This window comes from Salipiger thiooxidans (assembly GCF_900102075.1).
GTDB lineage: Bacteria > Pseudomonadota > Alphaproteobacteria > Rhodobacterales > Rhodobacteraceae > Salipiger > Salipiger thiooxidans.
Genome location: NZ_FNAV01000008.1, coordinates 91,666 through 107,578, shown reverse-complemented (window position 1 = coordinate 107,578; position 15,913 = coordinate 91,666). Strand labels below are relative to the sequence as shown.

14 protein-coding genes are annotated in these 15,913 nt (G+C 70.7%); 2 read left to right on the top strand and 12 right to left on the bottom strand.

Going from position 1 to position 15,913, the window contains the following annotated elements:
* The first annotated feature begins 88 nt into the window (after positions 1 to 88).
* Positions 89 to 856 (top strand): hypothetical protein, encoded by a 768-nt coding sequence (locus BLQ77_RS13390; protein WP_089959929.1) that lies wholly within the window; start codon positions 89 to 91, stop codon positions 854 to 856.
* Positions 857 to 866: 10 nt separating this feature from the next.
* On the opposite strand, the gene BLQ77_RS13385 is transcribed toward BLQ77_RS13390, so the two are convergent.
* The 8 genes from BLQ77_RS13385 to BLQ77_RS13350 form a co-directional block, all read right to left on the bottom strand.
* Complete coding sequence (locus BLQ77_RS13385) at positions 867 to 1,886, bottom strand: helix-turn-helix domain-containing protein (RefSeq protein ID WP_089959927.1); 1,020 nt, start codon at positions 1,884 to 1,886, stop codon at positions 867 to 869.
* A gap of 84 nt (positions 1,887 to 1,970) precedes the next feature.
* The gene (locus tag BLQ77_RS13380) at positions 1,971 to 3,011 is read right to left on the bottom strand and encodes a YeiH family protein (RefSeq protein WP_089959925.1); all 1,041 of its coding nucleotides are present in this window, start codon (positions 3,009 to 3,011) and stop codon (positions 1,971 to 1,973) included.
* 13 nt (positions 3,012 to 3,024) lie between these two features.
* Positions 3,025 to 4,995 (bottom strand): tripartite tricarboxylate transporter permease, encoded by a 1,971-nt coding sequence (locus tag BLQ77_RS13375; protein ID WP_089959921.1) that lies wholly within the window; start codon positions 4,993 to 4,995, stop codon positions 3,025 to 3,027.
* Positions 4,996 to 5,123: 128 nt separating this feature from the next.
* Positions 5,124 to 6,071 carry a tripartite tricarboxylate transporter substrate binding protein gene (locus tag BLQ77_RS13370; RefSeq protein WP_008887755.1) on the bottom strand — a complete coding sequence of 316 codons (948 nt, stop codon included), beginning with the start codon at positions 6,069 to 6,071 and terminating at the stop codon, positions 5,124 to 5,126.
* A 43-nt stretch (positions 6,072 to 6,114) separates the two neighbouring features.
* Entirely contained in the window at positions 6,115 to 7,131 is a 1,017-nt protein-coding gene (locus BLQ77_RS13365; protein ID WP_242661721.1) for an Ldh family oxidoreductase, read from the bottom strand.
* Positions 7,118 to 8,050, bottom strand: coding sequence for a hydroxyacid dehydrogenase (locus BLQ77_RS13360; protein WP_089959918.1), 933 nt, complete (start codon positions 8,048 to 8,050; stop codon positions 7,118 to 7,120). The genes BLQ77_RS13365 and BLQ77_RS13360 overlap by 14 nt, the downstream gene beginning before the upstream one ends.
* Positions 8,051 to 8,054: 4 nt before the next feature.
* A complete protein-coding gene (locus BLQ77_RS13355; protein ID WP_040384934.1) occupies positions 8,055 to 9,236 on the bottom strand; it encodes a UxaA family hydrolase in 1,182 nt (393 codons plus the stop codon).
* A 5-nt stretch (positions 9,237 to 9,241) separates the two neighbouring features.
* Complete coding sequence (locus BLQ77_RS13350; protein ID WP_008887813.1) at positions 9,242 to 9,529, bottom strand: UxaA family hydrolase; 288 nt, start codon at positions 9,527 to 9,529, stop codon at positions 9,242 to 9,244.
* 140 nt (positions 9,530 to 9,669) lie between these two features.
* Between BLQ77_RS13350 and BLQ77_RS13345 the strand changes: the two genes are divergently transcribed.
* Positions 9,670 to 10,371: a GntR family transcriptional regulator gene (locus tag BLQ77_RS13345; protein ID WP_089959916.1), complete on the top strand. Its 702-nt coding sequence runs from the start codon at positions 9,670 to 9,672 to the stop codon at positions 10,369 to 10,371.
* A gap of 26 nt (positions 10,372 to 10,397) precedes the next feature.
* Here BLQ77_RS13345 and BLQ77_RS13340 read toward each other — a convergent pair whose 3' ends face one another.
* Genes BLQ77_RS13340 through BLQ77_RS13325 form a run of 4 tightly spaced genes read right to left on the bottom strand, consistent with a single transcriptional unit; the run spans position 10,398 to position 15,811 of the window.
* Positions 10,398 to 10,661, bottom strand: a complete 264-nt coding sequence (locus BLQ77_RS13340) for a hypothetical protein (protein ID WP_089959913.1) — start codon at positions 10,659 to 10,661, stop codon at positions 10,398 to 10,400.
* A 36-nt stretch (positions 10,662 to 10,697) separates the two neighbouring features.
* Complete coding sequence (gene yghX / locus BLQ77_RS13335) at positions 10,698 to 11,600, bottom strand: YghX family hydrolase (protein WP_089959912.1); 903 nt, start codon at positions 11,598 to 11,600, stop codon at positions 10,698 to 10,700.
* A gap of 54 nt (positions 11,601 to 11,654) precedes the next feature.
* A complete protein-coding gene (locus BLQ77_RS13330) occupies positions 11,655 to 14,732 on the bottom strand; it encodes an efflux RND transporter permease subunit (protein ID WP_089959909.1) in 3,078 nt (1,025 codons plus the stop codon).
* Positions 14,729 to 15,811, bottom strand: a complete 1,083-nt coding sequence (locus tag BLQ77_RS13325) for an efflux RND transporter periplasmic adaptor subunit (RefSeq protein ID WP_089959907.1) — start codon at positions 15,809 to 15,811, stop codon at positions 14,729 to 14,731. Before BLQ77_RS13325 ends, BLQ77_RS13330 begins: the two co-directional genes overlap by 4 nt.
* Positions 15,812 to 15,913: the final 102 nt, after the last annotated feature.

Genomic DNA, 15,913 nt, shown 5'->3' with positions numbered 1-15,913 from the left:
CGAAGGGCATCCCGGGACAAGGCTTCACCGGCAGGACGACCGCCCCGCCGCCCGAGGCCCCGCCCCGCACGGACAAAGGACATCTCGCATGCGTAGTCTTATCTCAACCGTGGTGCTTGCCGGAGTGCTCGGCACCGCGGCCACGGCACAGGACGGCGGCCAGGACCTCAACCAGGCGGCAAGCGATCCGACCGCCTCGCTCACCGCCTACGTGTTTCAGGATTTCTACACGTCGCGCTATCACGGGCTCGACGACGCCGACGGCAACCGGCTTCAGTTCCGGCTGGCCATTCCCTACACGCTGGGCGGCACCAACAACATCTTCCGCCTGACCCTCCCCTACGTGACCTCGAGCCCCGGCGACACCGAGGGCTGGTCCGACGCCACGGTCTTCAACCTCACCACCTTCGACCGCAGCTGGGGCCGCTTCGGGCTCGGCGCCGTGGCGTTGCTGCCGGTGGGCGACGACGACCTGACCACCGACCGCTGGGGCCTCGGCCCGGCGGCGGGCTTCATTGCGCAGGCCAACTGGGGCATCTGGGGCCTGTTCAACCAGAACATCATCGACATGGGTGGCGACGGCGACCGCGACCCGGTCAATGTCTCGGTGCTGCAGCCGATCTTCTCGGTCACACTGAACGACGGCTGGTCTATCGGCAGCTCGGACATGTCCTTCACCTACGACTGGGAACAGGACGAGTTCGTCTCGATCCCCGTCGGCCTGCAGCTCAGCAAGCTGGTGACCTTCGGCTCAACGCCGGTCCAGCTTGGCCTGAGCTACGAGTACAATTTCTACGACGACGGCAACGGACCCGAGGACGTCTGGGGTTTCACCGTGAAGGTGCTGTCTCCGTAAGAGGCCGGTGCTAGGGGGCCTGCACCGGCCCCCGGCCCAGCATCCGCGCGAAGGGCGTCACCGCCCAGGCCCGCCACCTCGCGCGCGGGGTGATCTTGGCGACGAGGCCCAGCTCGGCGGCCTGGTCGATGAGCTTCTGCGCCCCGCGCGGGGTGATCTGCAATGCCTGCGCCGCGCCGGGCCCGGTGACGATGGGCCGGGTCTTGAGCAGGTCGAGGAACTGCGGCAGGCGCGAGGCCCCATGGGCGCCGCCACTCGCCGCCCCCGCCTGTTCGAGCCAGCGCCGCAGCATCGGCAGCGCTCCGAGCCCGCGCTCCAGCGTCCGGCTGAGCCCCGCCAGCAGCTCGGCCGTGCGTTCGGGGCCCGCCACCGACCAGAGCCGGAAGCCATTGTCCACCAGCCCCAGCGCCGGCTGCAGCACCCACACCCCGCGCGGCGCGGCGACCAGCGCATGAGGTTCGGCCTCGCCCAGCATGAACCGCCCCGAGCCGCGCAGCGCGTGGTCGGCGGCGACGAAGGCCAGCCGCTCGACCGCAGGTGCCCGGCCCTCGGTGGCGTAGCCCACCAGCCGCGCGACCGAGAGCGCGCCGAGGATGGGGCTCTCGGCCCCGGCCAGCACCGCACGCACCGCGTCGAAATCCTCGGGCAGGAAGGGCGGCACGCGGTCGCCCGCCGCCAGCGTCCAGAGCCGGGTCAGCACCTCTTCGGGGTCGGTCTCGAGCGGTCCCGGCGAATGCAGCCCGCGCAACAGACCCGCCGCGGTCACCGAGGCCCGGTCGCGGTCGGCATCGCCCACCCGGTCGCGGAAGCTGCGGCAGAGCAGGTCCTCGGGCGTCACCGGCAGGTCCTCGAGCCAGGCCGAGGCGCAGGCCTCCTGCACCGCCGCCTGACCGCGCCACAGCGCCGCCAGCTCGGCATCGGCGCGCAGCGCGCCCTCGAGCCGCGCGGCGAGGATCTCGGCGCGGAACACGTCGCCGAGCGCGGCCTGGGGCCGGGCGGCGTCGGTCAGGTCGGATCGGGCCTGCTGCATCGGGGAACCGGGCGTGGGAAAAGGGGACGTCCGGCCATCCTTTCACAGCCTTGCCGCAAACGCCAACCACCGCGCGCGGGGCGGTCAGGTCAGCAGCAGCGTCCCGCCCAGCACGAACATGGCGATGAACACCGTCTCGAGCACGATCAGCACCACCGACTGGCGCGGCACCTCTAGAATGCGCTTCAGCTCGGTCTTCATGCCGACCGCGGCGATGGCGGTGAGCATCGCCCATTTCGACGCCGCCCAGAGCAGCGAGCGCAGCGCCTCGGGAAGCCAGCCCAGCGAGTTGACCATCGCCAGCACGAGGAAGCACAGCACGAAGCCCGGCACCGCGGGCGGGCGGGCGCTGCCGTGGCGGTCCTCGACCCCGGCGCGGCGCAGGGCCAGCGTCAGGATCAGCACGAAGGGCGCCAGCATCGAGACCCGGATCAGCTTGACCGTGGTGGCGGTCTCTCCGACCGTGTCCGAGACCGAGAACCCCGCCCCCACCACCTGCGCCACGTCGTGAATGGTGCCGCCGAGGAAGACGCCCGAGGCCAGCTCGCCCAGCCCCAGCGCCTGCGCGAGGATCGGGTAGAGGATCATCGCCAGCGTGCTGAGCAGCGTGACCGAGAACACGGTGAAGCTGAGGTTGCGCTCGGACAGCGGGTTCTTCGGCAGCACCGCGGCGATCGCCATGGCGGCGGAGGCGCCGCAGATCGCCACCGAGCCCGCGGTGAGGATCGCCAGCCGCCAGCCCCGCCCCAGCACCCGCGCCGCCAGCCAGCCGAAAGCCATGGTCGCCGCCAGCGCCGCCACCACCAGCGCGATGACGCCGGGGCCGAGCTCTGCGAAGACCTCGAAGCTGATGCGCGCGCCCAGGAGTCCCACGCCGATGCGCAGCACGGTGCGGGCCGAGACCGAGATGCCCGCGGCGCAGCGCTCGCCCTCTTCCACGAGGAAATGCAGCGACAGCCCGATGAGCAGCGCCATCAGCATCGCGGGCGCGCCGTAATGGTCCGACAGGAACTGCGCCGCCAGCGCCGCGAGGCCGCAGACCAGCACGCCCGGCCAGTGGCTGCGCACCGTGGACGCCAGCGCAGCACGGCGCGGCAGGGTCAGGCCCGGAGATCGCATCGCCATGCCCTCCGCCCGTTCAGAACAGCCGGCCGCCGGGCAGCGGCACCGACAGGATCTCGCGGAAGCCCAGCGTGAAGGCGAGGATGATCGCCGCCACGCCACCCGCGAGCAGCGCCCAGCTTCCGGCGCTGCGGCGCTCATGCTCGGCACAGACCATCAGCGCCAGCCCCATGACGATGCCCGCACAGGCAAAGCCCAGGACCGGCACCAGCATCACGCCCACCGCCATCGCCACCGGCACGGCCAGGCGGCGCGGGGTCGAGCCGTCCGAGCGGTCCTCGACCACGTGGCGGGTGACCACGGCGTTGAGCGCCGCCAGCGCGCAGAACACCAGCATCGCGATGGCGATGGTGCGCGGGAAGACCGCCGCCTCGGGGTTGAGCGAGGCGCTTTGCACCAGCGCGGTCGCCGCCACCGCGGCCATGACGCCGATGCCCACGAGGTCACGGGCGATGGCGGCGGGCGAGGCGGTGACGCGCTCGGCGATTTCCAGCGGGGTCTGCCGGGTGACGATCTGCCGGATCCGCGGCATGAACGGGTAGATGAAGCTCAGCAGGGTCAGCGCGATGATGACCATCGACAGCGGCCGGCCGAAGAACTGCCCCGCCACGTTGCCCATGGCGTCGCCGATGGTCCAGCTCTGCACGAAGGCCTCCTCGGCGATGCGCCCGAGGATCAGGCCCAGCACGATGGGCGAGACCGAGAAGCCCCGGCGCGTGGCAAGCCAGCCGATCATGCCCAGCACCACCATGACGCCCACGTCGGCAAGGCTGTTGCGGATCGCGAAGCTGCCGATCACCGTCATGAAGGCCACCACCGGCACCAGCCCGGCCTTGGGCGCCTGCACGATGGCGCGGTAGGCGAAGCGTCCGATCAGCAGCCCCACCGGCAGCATCAGCAGGGTCGCGAGGAACAACCCGAAGATGAAGGTGTAGACGATGCTCGAGCCCTCGGAAAACAGCGTCGGCCCGGTGCGCACGCCCTGCACCAGCAGCGCGCCGAGGATCACCGCGTCGGGCGGCGTGCCGGGAATGCCCAGCACCAGCGTCGGGATGAAGCCGCCGCCCACGGTGGCGTTGTTGGCGGATTCCGTCGCCACGATGCCGCCCGGGTTGCCCTGCCCGTAGGCGGGCTCGCCGCGCCCGGTGCGCCGCGCCTCGGAATAGGCCACGAGCCCCGCGATGGAGCCGCCGGCACCCGGCAGCGCGCCCACCAGCGTTCCGATGACCGAGCTGCGCAGCAGGTTGACCTTTTCGCGCAGCATGATCGCCACCGCCTCGGGCAGGCGGAAGCCGCGCGACTGTTCGGGCTGCTCGAGATGGCGCTCGGGGCGGGCCACCAGCTCCATCAGAACCGGCACACAGTAAAGGCCGATGAGGGCCGAGACCGTCTCGATGCCGCCGAGCAGCGTGTTCGAGCCGAAGGTGAAGCGCACCTCGGCGCTGGTCTCGGAAATCCCGATCATGGCGATGAGAATCCCCAACCCCGCCCCGATCAGCCCCTTGAGGAAATCCCCCGTCGACAGCGCCGCGATCAGCGACAGGCCGAAGACCGCGAGCCAGAAGTACTCCACCGGGCCGAAGGCCAGCGCCGCCTCGGCCAGCGGCGGGGCGAGCAGAAGCAGCGCCAGCGCGCCCACCATCCCGCCCACCAGCGACGACAGGCAGGCCACCGAGACCGCGAGATCCCCGTCGCCCTTCTTGGCCATCGGGTAGCCGTCGAAGGTGGTGCCGATGGCCGAAGGCGTGCCCGGCGTGTTGAGCAGGATGGCCGCGTAGGCGCCGCCGTAGATCGCCCCGGTGTAGATCGCGCCCAGCAGGATCAGTGCGCTGTCGGGCGACATGGCGAAGGTCACCGGCACCAGCACCGCCACCGCCATGGTGGCGGTCAGCCCGGGGATCGAGCCGATGATGGTGCCCGCGGCGACGCCCAGCAGGGCCAGAAGGATGTTGAGCGGCGACATCGCCGCGATCAGGTAATCGAGCATGAAAGGATCCCGTGCGACGCAACGCCTGTGTCAGCCGGCCGCCACGGTCCCGGTGCCCGAGGGACCCGGCCGCGCGGCATCACGGACGGGCGCCGCAGCCATTCCGCGGCACCCGTCGCTCAGGTCTGTCAGTTCAGCACGCCGGCGGATTTGGCGGCGGCGATGTATTCCTCGGACCGCTCGGCCATGAAGGCGTCCATCTCGGGGCCGTAGGGCACGTCGACCAGCGCGTAGCCGCCGTCGATCATCTTCTGCCGGAACTCCTCGTCCCGGTTGATCGCCGCGATGGCGTCCGAGACCTGCTGACGGGTCTCCTCCGAGGCGCCCGAGGGCACGGCGATGCCGCGATAGGCGCCCGAGACGATGTCGTAGCCGAGCTCGCGGAAGGTCGGCACGTCGGGGAAGGCCGGGTGGCGCTCTTCGGTGGCCACGGCCAGCAGCCGGGCCTTGCCCTCCTGCCCCACGCCCACGGTGGTATAGCCCCATTCCGCCGCGACCTGCCCGCCGAGCATCGCGGTCACCGCGGCGCCGGTGCCCTTGAAGGCCACGTAGGTGGTCTCAACGCCCGCGAGCTGGTCGAACTTGACCTGCACGAGGTGGTTGGCCGAGCCTTTGCCCGAGCCCGCGAAGGTCACCTGCCTGGGTGTCTCCCTGGCGGCGGCGATCAGGTCGTCGAGGGTCTGGAACGGGCTGTCCTCGCGCACCACGATGGCGTCGGGCGTGTAGTGGAACCAGTAGACCGAGGCGATGTCATCGGTGGTGAAGCCGACGTTGCCCTGCTCGGGCTGCACGATGATGTGGGGCAGGTTCACCCCCATGATGACCGAGCCGTCCGCGGCCATGGAGTTGAGCTGCGACCAGCCCACGGCCCCGCCGCCGCCGGGCTTGTAGGAGACCACGAGTTCCTCGTCGTAGAGCGCCTTGAAGTAGGGCTGCTGCATGCGCGCGGTCACGTCCGACTCGCCGCCCGGCCCGAAGGGGATGACGTAATCGACCGGACCGGGCGGAAACTCCTGCGCCTGTGCCGTGCCGGTGAATGCCGCGAGCGCCGCGGCCAGGATGATGGACTTTCTCATATGATCTCCTCCCTGAGTCATGAGACGGTCTGTTGCGGCGGGCTCAGGCGCCCGCCAGGGCTTCGATCTCCTCCAGAAGATGCCCCGGAACCCGCAGACCCGCGCCCTCCTCCAGGGCGCGCCGGGCCTGCAGGCGAGACTCGCCGGGCAGTCTTGTGCCCTCTTGTGCGAGAATGGCGTCGAGCAGGGTCTCGAGCCGCGGACCGAAGCCCGCGCCCGGAACCCGCGACGTGTCGAAGGCGAGGATGAGCTGCCCGACCCCGGGCGGCGGCCCTTCGGCGTCGAAGAACGACGCCGCCTCGTCCGAATGCCGCGCGCCGGTGAGGGTGGCGGCGAGGATCTCGACCACCAGCGCCAGCGCCGCGCCCTTGGCATCGCCCGCGGGCACCATGGTGCCCTGCAGCGCCGCCGCCGGGTCGGTGGTGGGCCGGCCCTCGGCATCGAGCGCCCAGCCCTCGGGGATCGGCGTGCCGGCCTTGGCGGCGGCCATGACCTTGCCGCGCGCGACCCGCGACAGCGACAGGTCGATGACCAGCGGCGGCTTGCCCGGACGCGGGGCCGCGAAGGCGATGGGATTGGTGCCGAACAGCGCCGCGCTGCCGCCCCAGGGCGCCATGGCCCGGGGCGAATTGGCGACCATCAACGCCGCGAAACCGCGCCCGGCCAGCCGTTCGACATGGGCGCCGAGCTGGCCGCAGTGATGCGAGCGCCGGATCGCGGCGACGGCGACGCCGGTCTCGGGGGCGCGCGCCGCAAGCTCCTCGATGGCGAGGTCGATGGCGGGAAAGGCAAAGCCGTCGCGGGCGTCGATGTCGACCCGCGCCGTGCCGCCCGGTTCGGCCACCGGACAGGCCGCGCCGCTGACCTTGCCCGAGCGCGCCTGCGCCGCATAGGCCGCCACGCGCGAGAAGCCGTGGCCGCGCTGGCCGTCGATCTCGGCCGCGACCAGCGCCCGCGCCACGCTTGCGGCGTTGCGCGCCGAAACCCGGTTGGCCTCGAGCACCCGCCGGATCAGCGCCTCGGCCTCGTCGCGGCGCATGACGCGATCAGGCGTCGGCATGGGCAAGCTCCCGCAGCACGTTCTCGACGGTGATGGCACTGACGCGCACGTTGGCCTCCTGCGTGACCCCGGCAACGTGCGGAGTGAGCACGAGGTTCTCCAGCCCGGCGAACCTTTCTGCCGCCTCTGCCGTCAGCGGCTCGGTCTCGAACACGTCGAGCGCCGCCCCGCCAAGCCGCCCGCTGCGCAGGCCCTCGGCGAGCGCCGCCTCGTCGACGATGCCGCCGCGCGCGGTGTTGATGACCACGGCGCCGGGCTTCATCGAGGCGATGGCCTCGGGTCCCACCAGCCCGCGGGTCTCGGGCGTCAGCGGCACGTGCAGCGAGATCACGTCCGCGCTGGCGAGCAGCGTCCCGAGATCGCAGCGCCGCACGTCCTGCCACGCCGGGTCGGTGTCGGGCAGGTAGGGATCGAAGGCGGCGATCTGCATCCCCATGGCCCGCGCCCGCTCGGCCACGGCCCGGGCGATGCCGCCGTAGCCCACCAGCCCCATGACCCGGCCCGAGACCTCGGCCCCGATCAGCGCGTTGCGCGGCCAGCTGCCCGCGATCATCGCCGCGTTGGCGCCATGCACCCCGCGCAGCAGCGACAGCGTGACCGAGATCACGTATTCCGCCACCGAAAGCGTGTTCGCCCCGGTGGCGGGATGGACCACGACGCCGCGTGCGGCGCAGGCCCCGAGGTCGATGTTGTCGAGACCGACGCCCAGCCGGCCGATCACCCGCAGCCCCGGCGCCGCCTCCAGCACCGCCGCGTCGACCTGCGTGCGGTTGCGCACGATAAGCGCCTGCGCCCCGGGAAGCGCCGCGAGCAGCGCCTCCCGGTCGTCGACGAGGCCCGGATCGTAGGTCACCGCGATCTCCGGCCCGAATTTCGCCAGCGCGGCCTCGTCGATGAATTCCGAGACGACCACCCGCATCCGGTCAGGCCGACCGGTAGAGCTTGGTGAGCGAGAACTCGCGGTGCCCCAGCGCCTCGGCGGCGGTGTTGCGGCCGTTGGCGGTGCGCACGATCATGTCGATGAGCGCGTCGCCGGCATCCTCGATGGTCATTTCGCGGGTCAGCACGCCGGTGACGTCCACGTCGATGTGCTCGGACATGGTGCGCAGGGTGCGCGGGTTGCCCGAGATCTTGATCACCGGAACGATGGGGTTGCCGACCACGTTGCCCTGCCCGGTCGGGAAGGTGTGGATCACGTAACCCGCCGCCGCCATCAGCACGACGCATTCCGCCGCCGCCGAGGACGTGTCCATGAAATAGAGCCCCGGCCCCTTCTTCGGTGCCACCGCAGGGCCCATCGCGTCGATGTAGGACGAGCTCTTGCCGATCTTCTCGAGATTGCCGAGCGCCTTCTCCTCGATGGTGGTCAGGCCGCCGAGGATGTTGCCCTTGGTGGGCTGGCTGTCGGAAAGGTCAGAGGTCTTGTAGGGCTCGATCACCTCGTCCTGGTAGGCCTGGAAGATCTTCATGAAGGCCTCGCCCGCCTCGGGGGTGGCCGCGCGCTTGACGCAGATGTGCTCGGCCCCGGTGATCTCGGAAGTTTCGCCGAAGCAGCCGTAGATGCCCTCTGGCAGCAGCTTGTCGTACATGTTGCCCACGGTCGGGCAGGACGACAGGCCGGTGGTGGTGTCGCTCTCGCCGCACTTGGTCGAGATCCACAGGTCCGAGATCGGGCACGGCTCCTTCTGCAGCTCGGTGGCCCAGTGGACGTATTCCTTGGCCTTCCAGCTCGCCTGCCGGATGGTCTCGAAATCGCCCTTCTGCTCGATCGAGAAGCCGGTCACCGGCTTGCCGGTCTCGGCGATGCCGTCGACGATCACCTGCGTCCACTCGGGTTCGATGCCGATGACCACCACGGCGGCCACGTTGGGATTGGCGCCGGTGCCGATCATGGTGCGGAAATGCAGGTCGAGATCCTCGCCGAACTGCAGGCGGCCATAGGCATGCGGGATCGCCAGCGTGCCCTTGACGTTGTTGGCCACCGCCTCGCAGGCGGCGTTCGAGATGTCGTCCACCGGCAGGATGAGCACGTGGTTGCGCACGCCCACGCGGCCGTTCTCGCGGCGCCACGCATTCACGGTGATGTTGCTGATATCGAATGCCATTCCGGTCACCACCGTTTCGTCTTGCAATTGTGGATGTGGACGTGACCGCCCTTCTCGGCGGCGCCGACCATCTTGCCGATGTCCTCGCCGTACTTGATGACCGTCTCCCCCTCGGTCAGATCCCGGAGCGCGACCTTGTGGCCGATCGGGATGTCGGCGTTGGCCACCAGCGAAAAGTCGGAATTGTCCTCGGTGACCACGCAGAGCATCTCCGTCCCCGCCGTCAGCCCCTCGACCACCACGACCCCCACGTTGTCCTCGCGGTCGTGCACAAGAAGATGTGGTTTGCCCACGTCAGGCCCTCCTCTGCCCAGAATCTCTCCTGGCGGAAGGCGTAACATCTACATCAATACTTATACAAGACTAATTATATAAAACTTGTTGCCGGTGGCGCAGGGATGCTAACACCGGATGACCACACGGAGGATCATGAATGGCGCCACCGCTCTACCAGGTCGTGATGAACACCATCGTCGACCGCATCGCCTCGGGCAGCCTGCCCTCAGGTGCGATGCTCCCCAGCGAAACCCAGCTCGGCGCCGAGCTCGGCGTCAGCCAGGGCACGGCGCGCAAGGCGCTGATGGAGCTCGAGGCGCGCGGTCTGGTGCAACGGGTGCAGGGGCGCGGCACCTTCGTGACGGTGCGCACGCCCGAGACCTCGCTGTTCAATTTCTTCCGCCTGCGCAACCCCGACGGCACGCTGGAAAGCCCGCGGCTCGAGTGGGAAACCGTGCGCCGCCGCGCCGCCACCCCCGAGGAACGCGCCGAGCTCTTCGGGCGGCCCGAGTCGGTGATCGAGATCGAGCGCGTGCGCAGCCTCGCGCAGCGGCCGGTGACGCACGAGGTCTCGGTGGTGTCGGCGGCGCTGTTCCCAGGGCTCGCCGACCGGGTGCCGCTGCCCAACACGCTCTACGTCTTCTACCAGCAGGCTTATTCGGTGATCATCGTGCGCGCCGACGAACGGCTGAGCGCCCACGCGGTGTCAGAGGCCAGCGCCAAGGCCCTCGGCGTCCCCGCGGGGACGCCGGTGCTCGAGGTGCGGCGCCGGGCCATCGACGTGCTGGACCGGGTGGTCGAGCTGCGCAGCAGCCAGAGCCTCACCGACCAGCACGATTATTTCGTCTCGGTGTCCTGATCCCCGCGATTGCGCGGGGCGCAGGATCAGATCATGCGCCGGAGCACCTCGTTCCGCCACAGGACCTGCTGCGCCAAAGCATCGCCCAGCACCAGCGAGCCGCAGATCATGTGCAGCACCGTGACCGTGGCGTAGGCGCCCGGCTCGTCCCGCCTCGGCGCGTGGAAGGCACGGCCCATCCGGTCGAGCAGCAGGTATTGCGCCGCCACCAGCGCCACCACCGCCCGGTGCAGCAGCTTCTGGGTGGTCGAGTAGCTGGCGGGCGCCGGGACGGCGGGGGCAAGGGTCATCGCCGGGTCCTTTCGTGGCAGCCGGACGTCAGACCCTCAGACGAGGTAGCGGCGGAACCACTCCACCGTCCGTGACCAGGCGAGCTCGGCCGCCTCGGCGTCGTAACGCGGGGTGGAATCGTTGTGGAAGCCGTGGTTGGCGCCCTCGTAGATATAGGCCTCGTAGGTCTTGCCGTTGGCGTCGAGCGCCGCCTTGTAGGCGGGCCAGCCGGCGTTCACCCGCTCGTCGAGCTCGCCGTAGTGCAGCAGGATCGGCGCCTCGATCCGGGGCACGTCGGCGGCATCGGGCTGGCGGCCGTAGAAGGGCACCGCGGCGCCGAGCTCGGGATAGGCCACCGCCGCCGCGTTCGACACGCCGCCGCCGTAGCAGAAGCCGGTGATGCCGACCTTGCCGGTCACCTCCTCGTGGGCCATCAGGAACTCGATGGCGGCGAAGAAGTCGTTCATCAGCTTCTCGGGATCGACCTGCTGCTGCAGCGCCCGGCCCTCCTCGTCATTGCCGGGATAGCCGCCCACCGGGGTCAGCCCGTCGGGCGCCATGGCGATGAACCCCGCCTTGGCCAGCCGCCGCGCCACGTCGGCGATGTAGGGGTTGAGCCCGCGGTTCTCGTGCACCACGACCACGCCGGGCGCGCTCTCGACCCCCGCCGGGCGCACCATGTAGGCGCGCATCTCGCCGTGGCCGTTGGGCGAGGGATAGGTGATCCAGTTGGCCTTGATGTCGGGATCGTTGAAGCTCACCTGCTCGGCCAGCGCGTAATCCGGCGACATCATCGACAGCACCGCCATGGTGGTGAGCCCGCCGGCGGTGAACCGGCCCGCCCGCTCGAGGAACTCGCGCTTGGTGATCATGCCGTGGGCGTAGAAGTCGTAGAGCTCGAGCAGCTCGGGCGAGAAATCCCGCGCGGTCATGCGGGCCTTCGGGGTATCGAGTGTCATGGTCTTCCTCCTCCTCTCTGGTGATCCGGCGCGGGCCCGGGGGCCCGGCCGGGGTCATTCCGCCGGGGTGACGGCGGCCTTTTCCTCCGTCTCGCGGCGCCTTGGCAGGACGCCTTCGATCAGAAGGTAGATCACGGGGGTGACGAACAGGGTGAGCACGAAGGCAAAGGCCAGCCCGCCGGTGATCACCATGCCGATGGCGACGCGGCTCTCGGCCCCCGCCCCGGTGGCCAGCGCCAGCGGCACCGCCCCGAGAATGGTGGCGATGGTGGTCATGGTCACGGGCCGGAGCCGGGTGACGGCGCCCTCGATGGCGGCCTCGCGCAGGGCGTGGCCCTCTTCGCGCAGCTGGTTCGAGAACTCGACCATCAGGATGCCGTTCTTGGCCATGAGCCCCACGAGCAGCACCAGCCCGACCTGGCTGAAGACGTTGACCGACTGCCCGGTGAGCCAGAGCGTCAGCGCTGCCCCACCCAGCCCCAGCGGCACCGTCAGCATGATGACGAGCGGCGTGCGGAAGCTCTCGAACTGCGCGGCAAGCACGAGGAAGACGATGGCAAGCGCCATGCCGAAGACCATCGCCATGCCGCCCGAGGCGCGGGCGAAATCCGCCGCCTGCCCGTCCCATGCCAGCGAGGCCCCGGCGGGCAGCGCCCGCGCCGCGGTCTCGACCCGGTCCATGACCTGCGCGAGATCGGCGCCGGGGGCGAGGTCGGCCTCGACGCCGACGCTGTGGATGCGGTTGTAGCGGGTGATCGCGGGCACCGTCGCCACGTCCTCGATGCTGGCGAAGGCCGAGAGCGGGATCAGGTCGCCGCGGCTGTTGCGCAGCAGGATCGACATGAGATCCGCCGGGTTGTCGCGGTCCTCGGGCGCCGCCTGCAGGATCACCGGGTACTGCCGCCCGCCGTCGCTGAATTCCCCCACCGTTCGCGAGGCGACCAGCACCTGAAGCGTCGAGGACACGGTCTCGGCGTCGAGCCCGAGGTCCTGCGCCCGCAGCCGGTCGACGGTGAGCGTGGCGCCGGGCTGGTTGACGTCGTAGTCGACCTCGACCCCCGACAGGTCCGGGTCGTCCTCGAGCCGGGCGGCCAGAGCCTCGGCCCATTCCGAGGCCTGGCCGATCTCGGGCCCGCCGAGCAGGAACTGAAGCGCACCGGTCCCCGACGAGATCCCGAGCCCGCCCGAGGGCCGCATGAAGACCTGCACCTCGGTCAGGTCCGACAGCTCGCCGCGCAGCCGGGCGATGACCTGCTGCACGCTGACGTCGCGCGCATCCCACGGCGCCAGCCCCACGAACATCAGCGCGCGGTTGAGCTCGCCGAAGGCGCCGACGATGGCGGTGACATTCTCGACCAGCCCCTCGTCGCGCATCGGCTCGAGCGCCGCCTCGATGCGGCCCACCGCGTCGTTGGTGTAGGCGAGGTTGGTGCCCTGCGGCGCGCTGACGATGACGACGAAACGGCCGCGGTCCTCCTGCGGGGTGACCTCCTGCGGCAGCGCGAGGTAGAGCGCCGCGCTCGCCGCCACGGCGAAGCCCGCCGCGCCGAGCACGATCTCGGGCACCTTCAGCACCGCGGTGAGCGCGCTGCGATAGCCGCGCTCGATGCGCGACAGCACCGCGTCCACGGCGCGGGTCAGCAAGTTGGTCTTGCCCTCGCGCGGCAGCAGCCGCGACGCCAGCACCGGCGCCATGGTGAGCGCCACCAGCCCCGAGACCGAGACCGCCACCGCCAGCACGATGCCGAACTCGCCGAAGAGCTTGCCTATCTCGCCTTCCATGAAGCTCACCGGCAGGAACACCGCGATCAGCACCGCGGTGGTGGCGATCACCGCGAAATTCACCTGGTTGGCCCCCTGCCGCGCCGCCTCGGCCCGGCTGAGCCCCATGGCGCGGTGGCGCTGGATGTTCTCGAGCACCACGATGGCGTCATCGACCACCAGCCCGATGGCGAGGATCATCGCAAACAGCGACAGCACGTTGAGCGAGAAGCCCAAGAGCAGCATGGCAAGTGCGGCGCCGAGGATCGAGACCGGGATGGTCACCACCGGCACCAGCGACAGGCGCGCCGAGCCCAAGAACAGGAAGATCACCGCGGTGACCAGCAGCACCGCCTCGAAGAACACCTGCGCCACCTCGTCGAGCGTGGTGCGGATGAAGGCCGCCTCGTCGGTGGTCACGCGCAGCGACATGCCCTCCGGCAGGGTCGGGCGGATCGCCTCGATCTCGGCCCGCACCGCGTCGGAGATGGCGACCGTGTTGGCCTGCGCCTGCGCCTGGATGCCCATGCCGAGGCCGGTGGCCCCGTCCGAGCGGAACATGCTGTCGGACCTCTCGGCCCCCTCCTCGATGCGCGCCACATCGCCAAGCCGCAGCGGCCGTTCGCCGTCGTCGCGGATGGCCAGCCGGGCGAATTCGTCGGCGCTGGTGAAGCGGGTCCGGGCAAGGAGCTGAAGCTGGCGCGCGCCGGTCTCGATCTCGCCCGCGGGCAGCTCGACGTTGTTGGCCTGCAGCGCTGCGGTGATGTCGCCGGAGGTGACGCCATGCGCCGCCATCAGGCCCGCATCGAGCCAGATCCGCATCGCCCGGGCGCGCTCGCCGAAGATCTGCGCATTGGCGACGCCGGGCAGCCGCGCCAGCCGGTCGGTGAGGAAGCGGTCGGCGTAATCCGACAGCTCGAGCGGCGTCATGCCGGGCGAGGACAGCGCCAGCCGCACCACCGGGTCGCCCTCGTCATCGTTCTTCTCGACCCTGGGAACGTCGGCGCCGTCGGGCAGGTCCCCGACCACCCGGTCGATGGCGGTGCGCACGTCGTTGGTGGCGCTGTCGATGTCGCGCGAGGGCTCGAAGATCAGCACCGTGCGCGAGCGGCCGCGCTCGCTCTCGGTCTCCATGCTCTGCAGGCCCGACAGCCCCGCCAGCGCGCCCTCGATCACCGAGGCGACCTGGTTGTCGATCACGTCGGGCGCGGCGCCGGTGTAGCTCACCCGAACCGTCACCTCGGCGGTGTCCACCTGCGGCAGCTCGCGCACCGGCAGGCGGCTGAGTGCCATCGCCCCGATCAGCACGATCAGCAGGTTGAGAACCGTGGCCAGCACCGGCCGCCGGACGGACAGGTCCGGAAGGCTCATTGCCCCGCCTCGACCTGCCGCAGCGGCTCGATCTCGACCGGGTCGCCGTCCGAGAGGCGCTGGAGGTTGGTGACGATCACCGCCGCCCCCGGCTCGAGCCCCTCGACCTCGATCATGCCGTCCCGCAGCCGCCCGGTGGTAACAGCGATGCGCCGCGCGACGCCATCCCGCACCACATGCACGTAGCTGGTCCCGCCCGAGACGCTGAGCGCGCGCTCAGGCACCGCCGGCGCCTCGTGCTCGTCGAGCGTCAGCGTTGCCTGCATGAACATGCCCGCGGCCAGCAGCCCGTCCTCGTTCGGCACCTCGGCGCGCAGCCCGACGGAGCGCGTGGTCTGATCGACCCGGGTGGCCATGGCGCTGATGGTGCCGGTGAAGCTGCGGTCGGGGAAGGCAGGCGAGGTCAGCGCCACCGCCTGCCCCCGCTGCAGGCGGGCATAGTGGCGCTCGGGCACCGCGAAGGCGACCTGGATCACCGACAGATCGTCCAGCGTGGTGACCTCGGTGCTGCTGTCCACCAGCTGCCCCCTCGCGAGATCCGAAAGACCCACGACGCCGTCGAAGGGCGCCACGAGGCTGCGGTCGCGCAGCACCGTCTCGGCCAAGTCGCGCTCGGCATTGGCACGCAGCAGCGTCGCGCGGGCGGCCTCGAGGTTGGCCTCGGTGACGCTGCCGGTGGTCTGCAGCCGCTCGAGCCGGGCGAAGGCGGTCTCGGCCTCGGCCACCGTCGCCTCGGCCGAGGCCAGCGCCGCACGCGCCCCGGCGTCGTCGAGCCGCACCAGAAGATCGCCCTCCTGCACCCGCTGCCCGGCCGAGAACAGCACCTCGTCGACGCGCCCCGAGGCCGACGGGTGCAGCGTCACCGCGTGGCGCGCCAGCGTACTGCCCACCGCCTCGACGGTTTCGGCGAAGCACAGCAGCTCGGCCGGCCGGGTCTGCACCACGAGCGCCGTCTCGCCGCGCTGGCGGTTGCCGGCGGCGGGGTCGGTCGCGGCGAGCATGTCGCCGGTCAGCACGAAGCCGCAAAAGCTGGCGGCGACGAGCAGCACCACGCCGAACAGGATACGCAGGGAACGCATGTCGAAGGGTCTCCTTCAGGGCCGCGGGGGTCCTCGGGCAACAGGGTGGGATCGGTGCAAGACTCGCGCGTCCGCAGCGCGGGAACAATCGAACTTATCGTG

Bases quoted from the DNA above. Each gene is read 5' to 3' on its own strand.
- BLQ77_RS13370 (WP_008887755.1), bottom strand. From the start codon at position 6,071: ATGAGAAAGTCCATCATCCTGGCCGCGGCGCTCGCGGCATTCACCGGC.
- BLQ77_RS13375 (WP_089959921.1), bottom strand. From the start codon at position 4,995: ATGCTCGATTACCTGATCGCGGCGATGTCGCCGCTCAACATCCTTCTG.
- BLQ77_RS13330 (WP_089959909.1), bottom strand. From the start codon at position 14,732: ATGAGCCTTCCGGACCTGTCCGTCCGGCGGCCGGTGCTGGCCACGGTT.
- BLQ77_RS13340 (WP_089959913.1), bottom strand. From the start codon at position 10,661: ATGACCCTTGCCCCCGCCGTCCCGGCGCCCGCCAGCTACTCGACCACC.
- BLQ77_RS13355 (WP_040384934.1), bottom strand. From the start codon at position 9,236: ATGGCATTCGATATCAGCAACATCACCGTGAATGCGTGGCGCCGCGAG.
- BLQ77_RS13390 (WP_089959929.1), top strand. From the start codon at position 89: ATGCGTAGTCTTATCTCAACCGTGGTGCTTGCCGGAGTGCTCGGCACC.
- BLQ77_RS13380 (WP_089959925.1), bottom strand. From the start codon at position 3,011: ATGGCGATGCGATCTCCGGGCCTGACCCTGCCGCGCCGTGCTGCGCTG.
- BLQ77_RS13385 (WP_089959927.1), bottom strand. From the start codon at position 1,886: ATGCAGCAGGCCCGATCCGACCTGACCGACGCCGCCCGGCCCCAGGCC.
- BLQ77_RS13345 (WP_089959916.1), top strand. From the start codon at position 9,670: ATGGCGCCACCGCTCTACCAGGTCGTGATGAACACCATCGTCGACCGC.
- BLQ77_RS13365 (WP_242661721.1), bottom strand. From the start codon at position 7,131: ATGCCGACGCCTGATCGCGTCATGCGCCGCGACGAGGCCGAGGCGCTG.
- BLQ77_RS13325 (WP_089959907.1), bottom strand. From the start codon at position 15,811: ATGCGTTCCCTGCGTATCCTGTTCGGCGTGGTGCTGCTCGTCGCCGCC.
- BLQ77_RS13360 (WP_089959918.1), bottom strand. From the start codon at position 8,050: ATGCGGGTGGTCGTCTCGGAATTCATCGACGAGGCCGCGCTGGCGAAA.
- yghX (WP_089959912.1), bottom strand. From the start codon at position 11,600: ATGACACTCGATACCCCGAAGGCCCGCATGACCGCGCGGGATTTCTCG.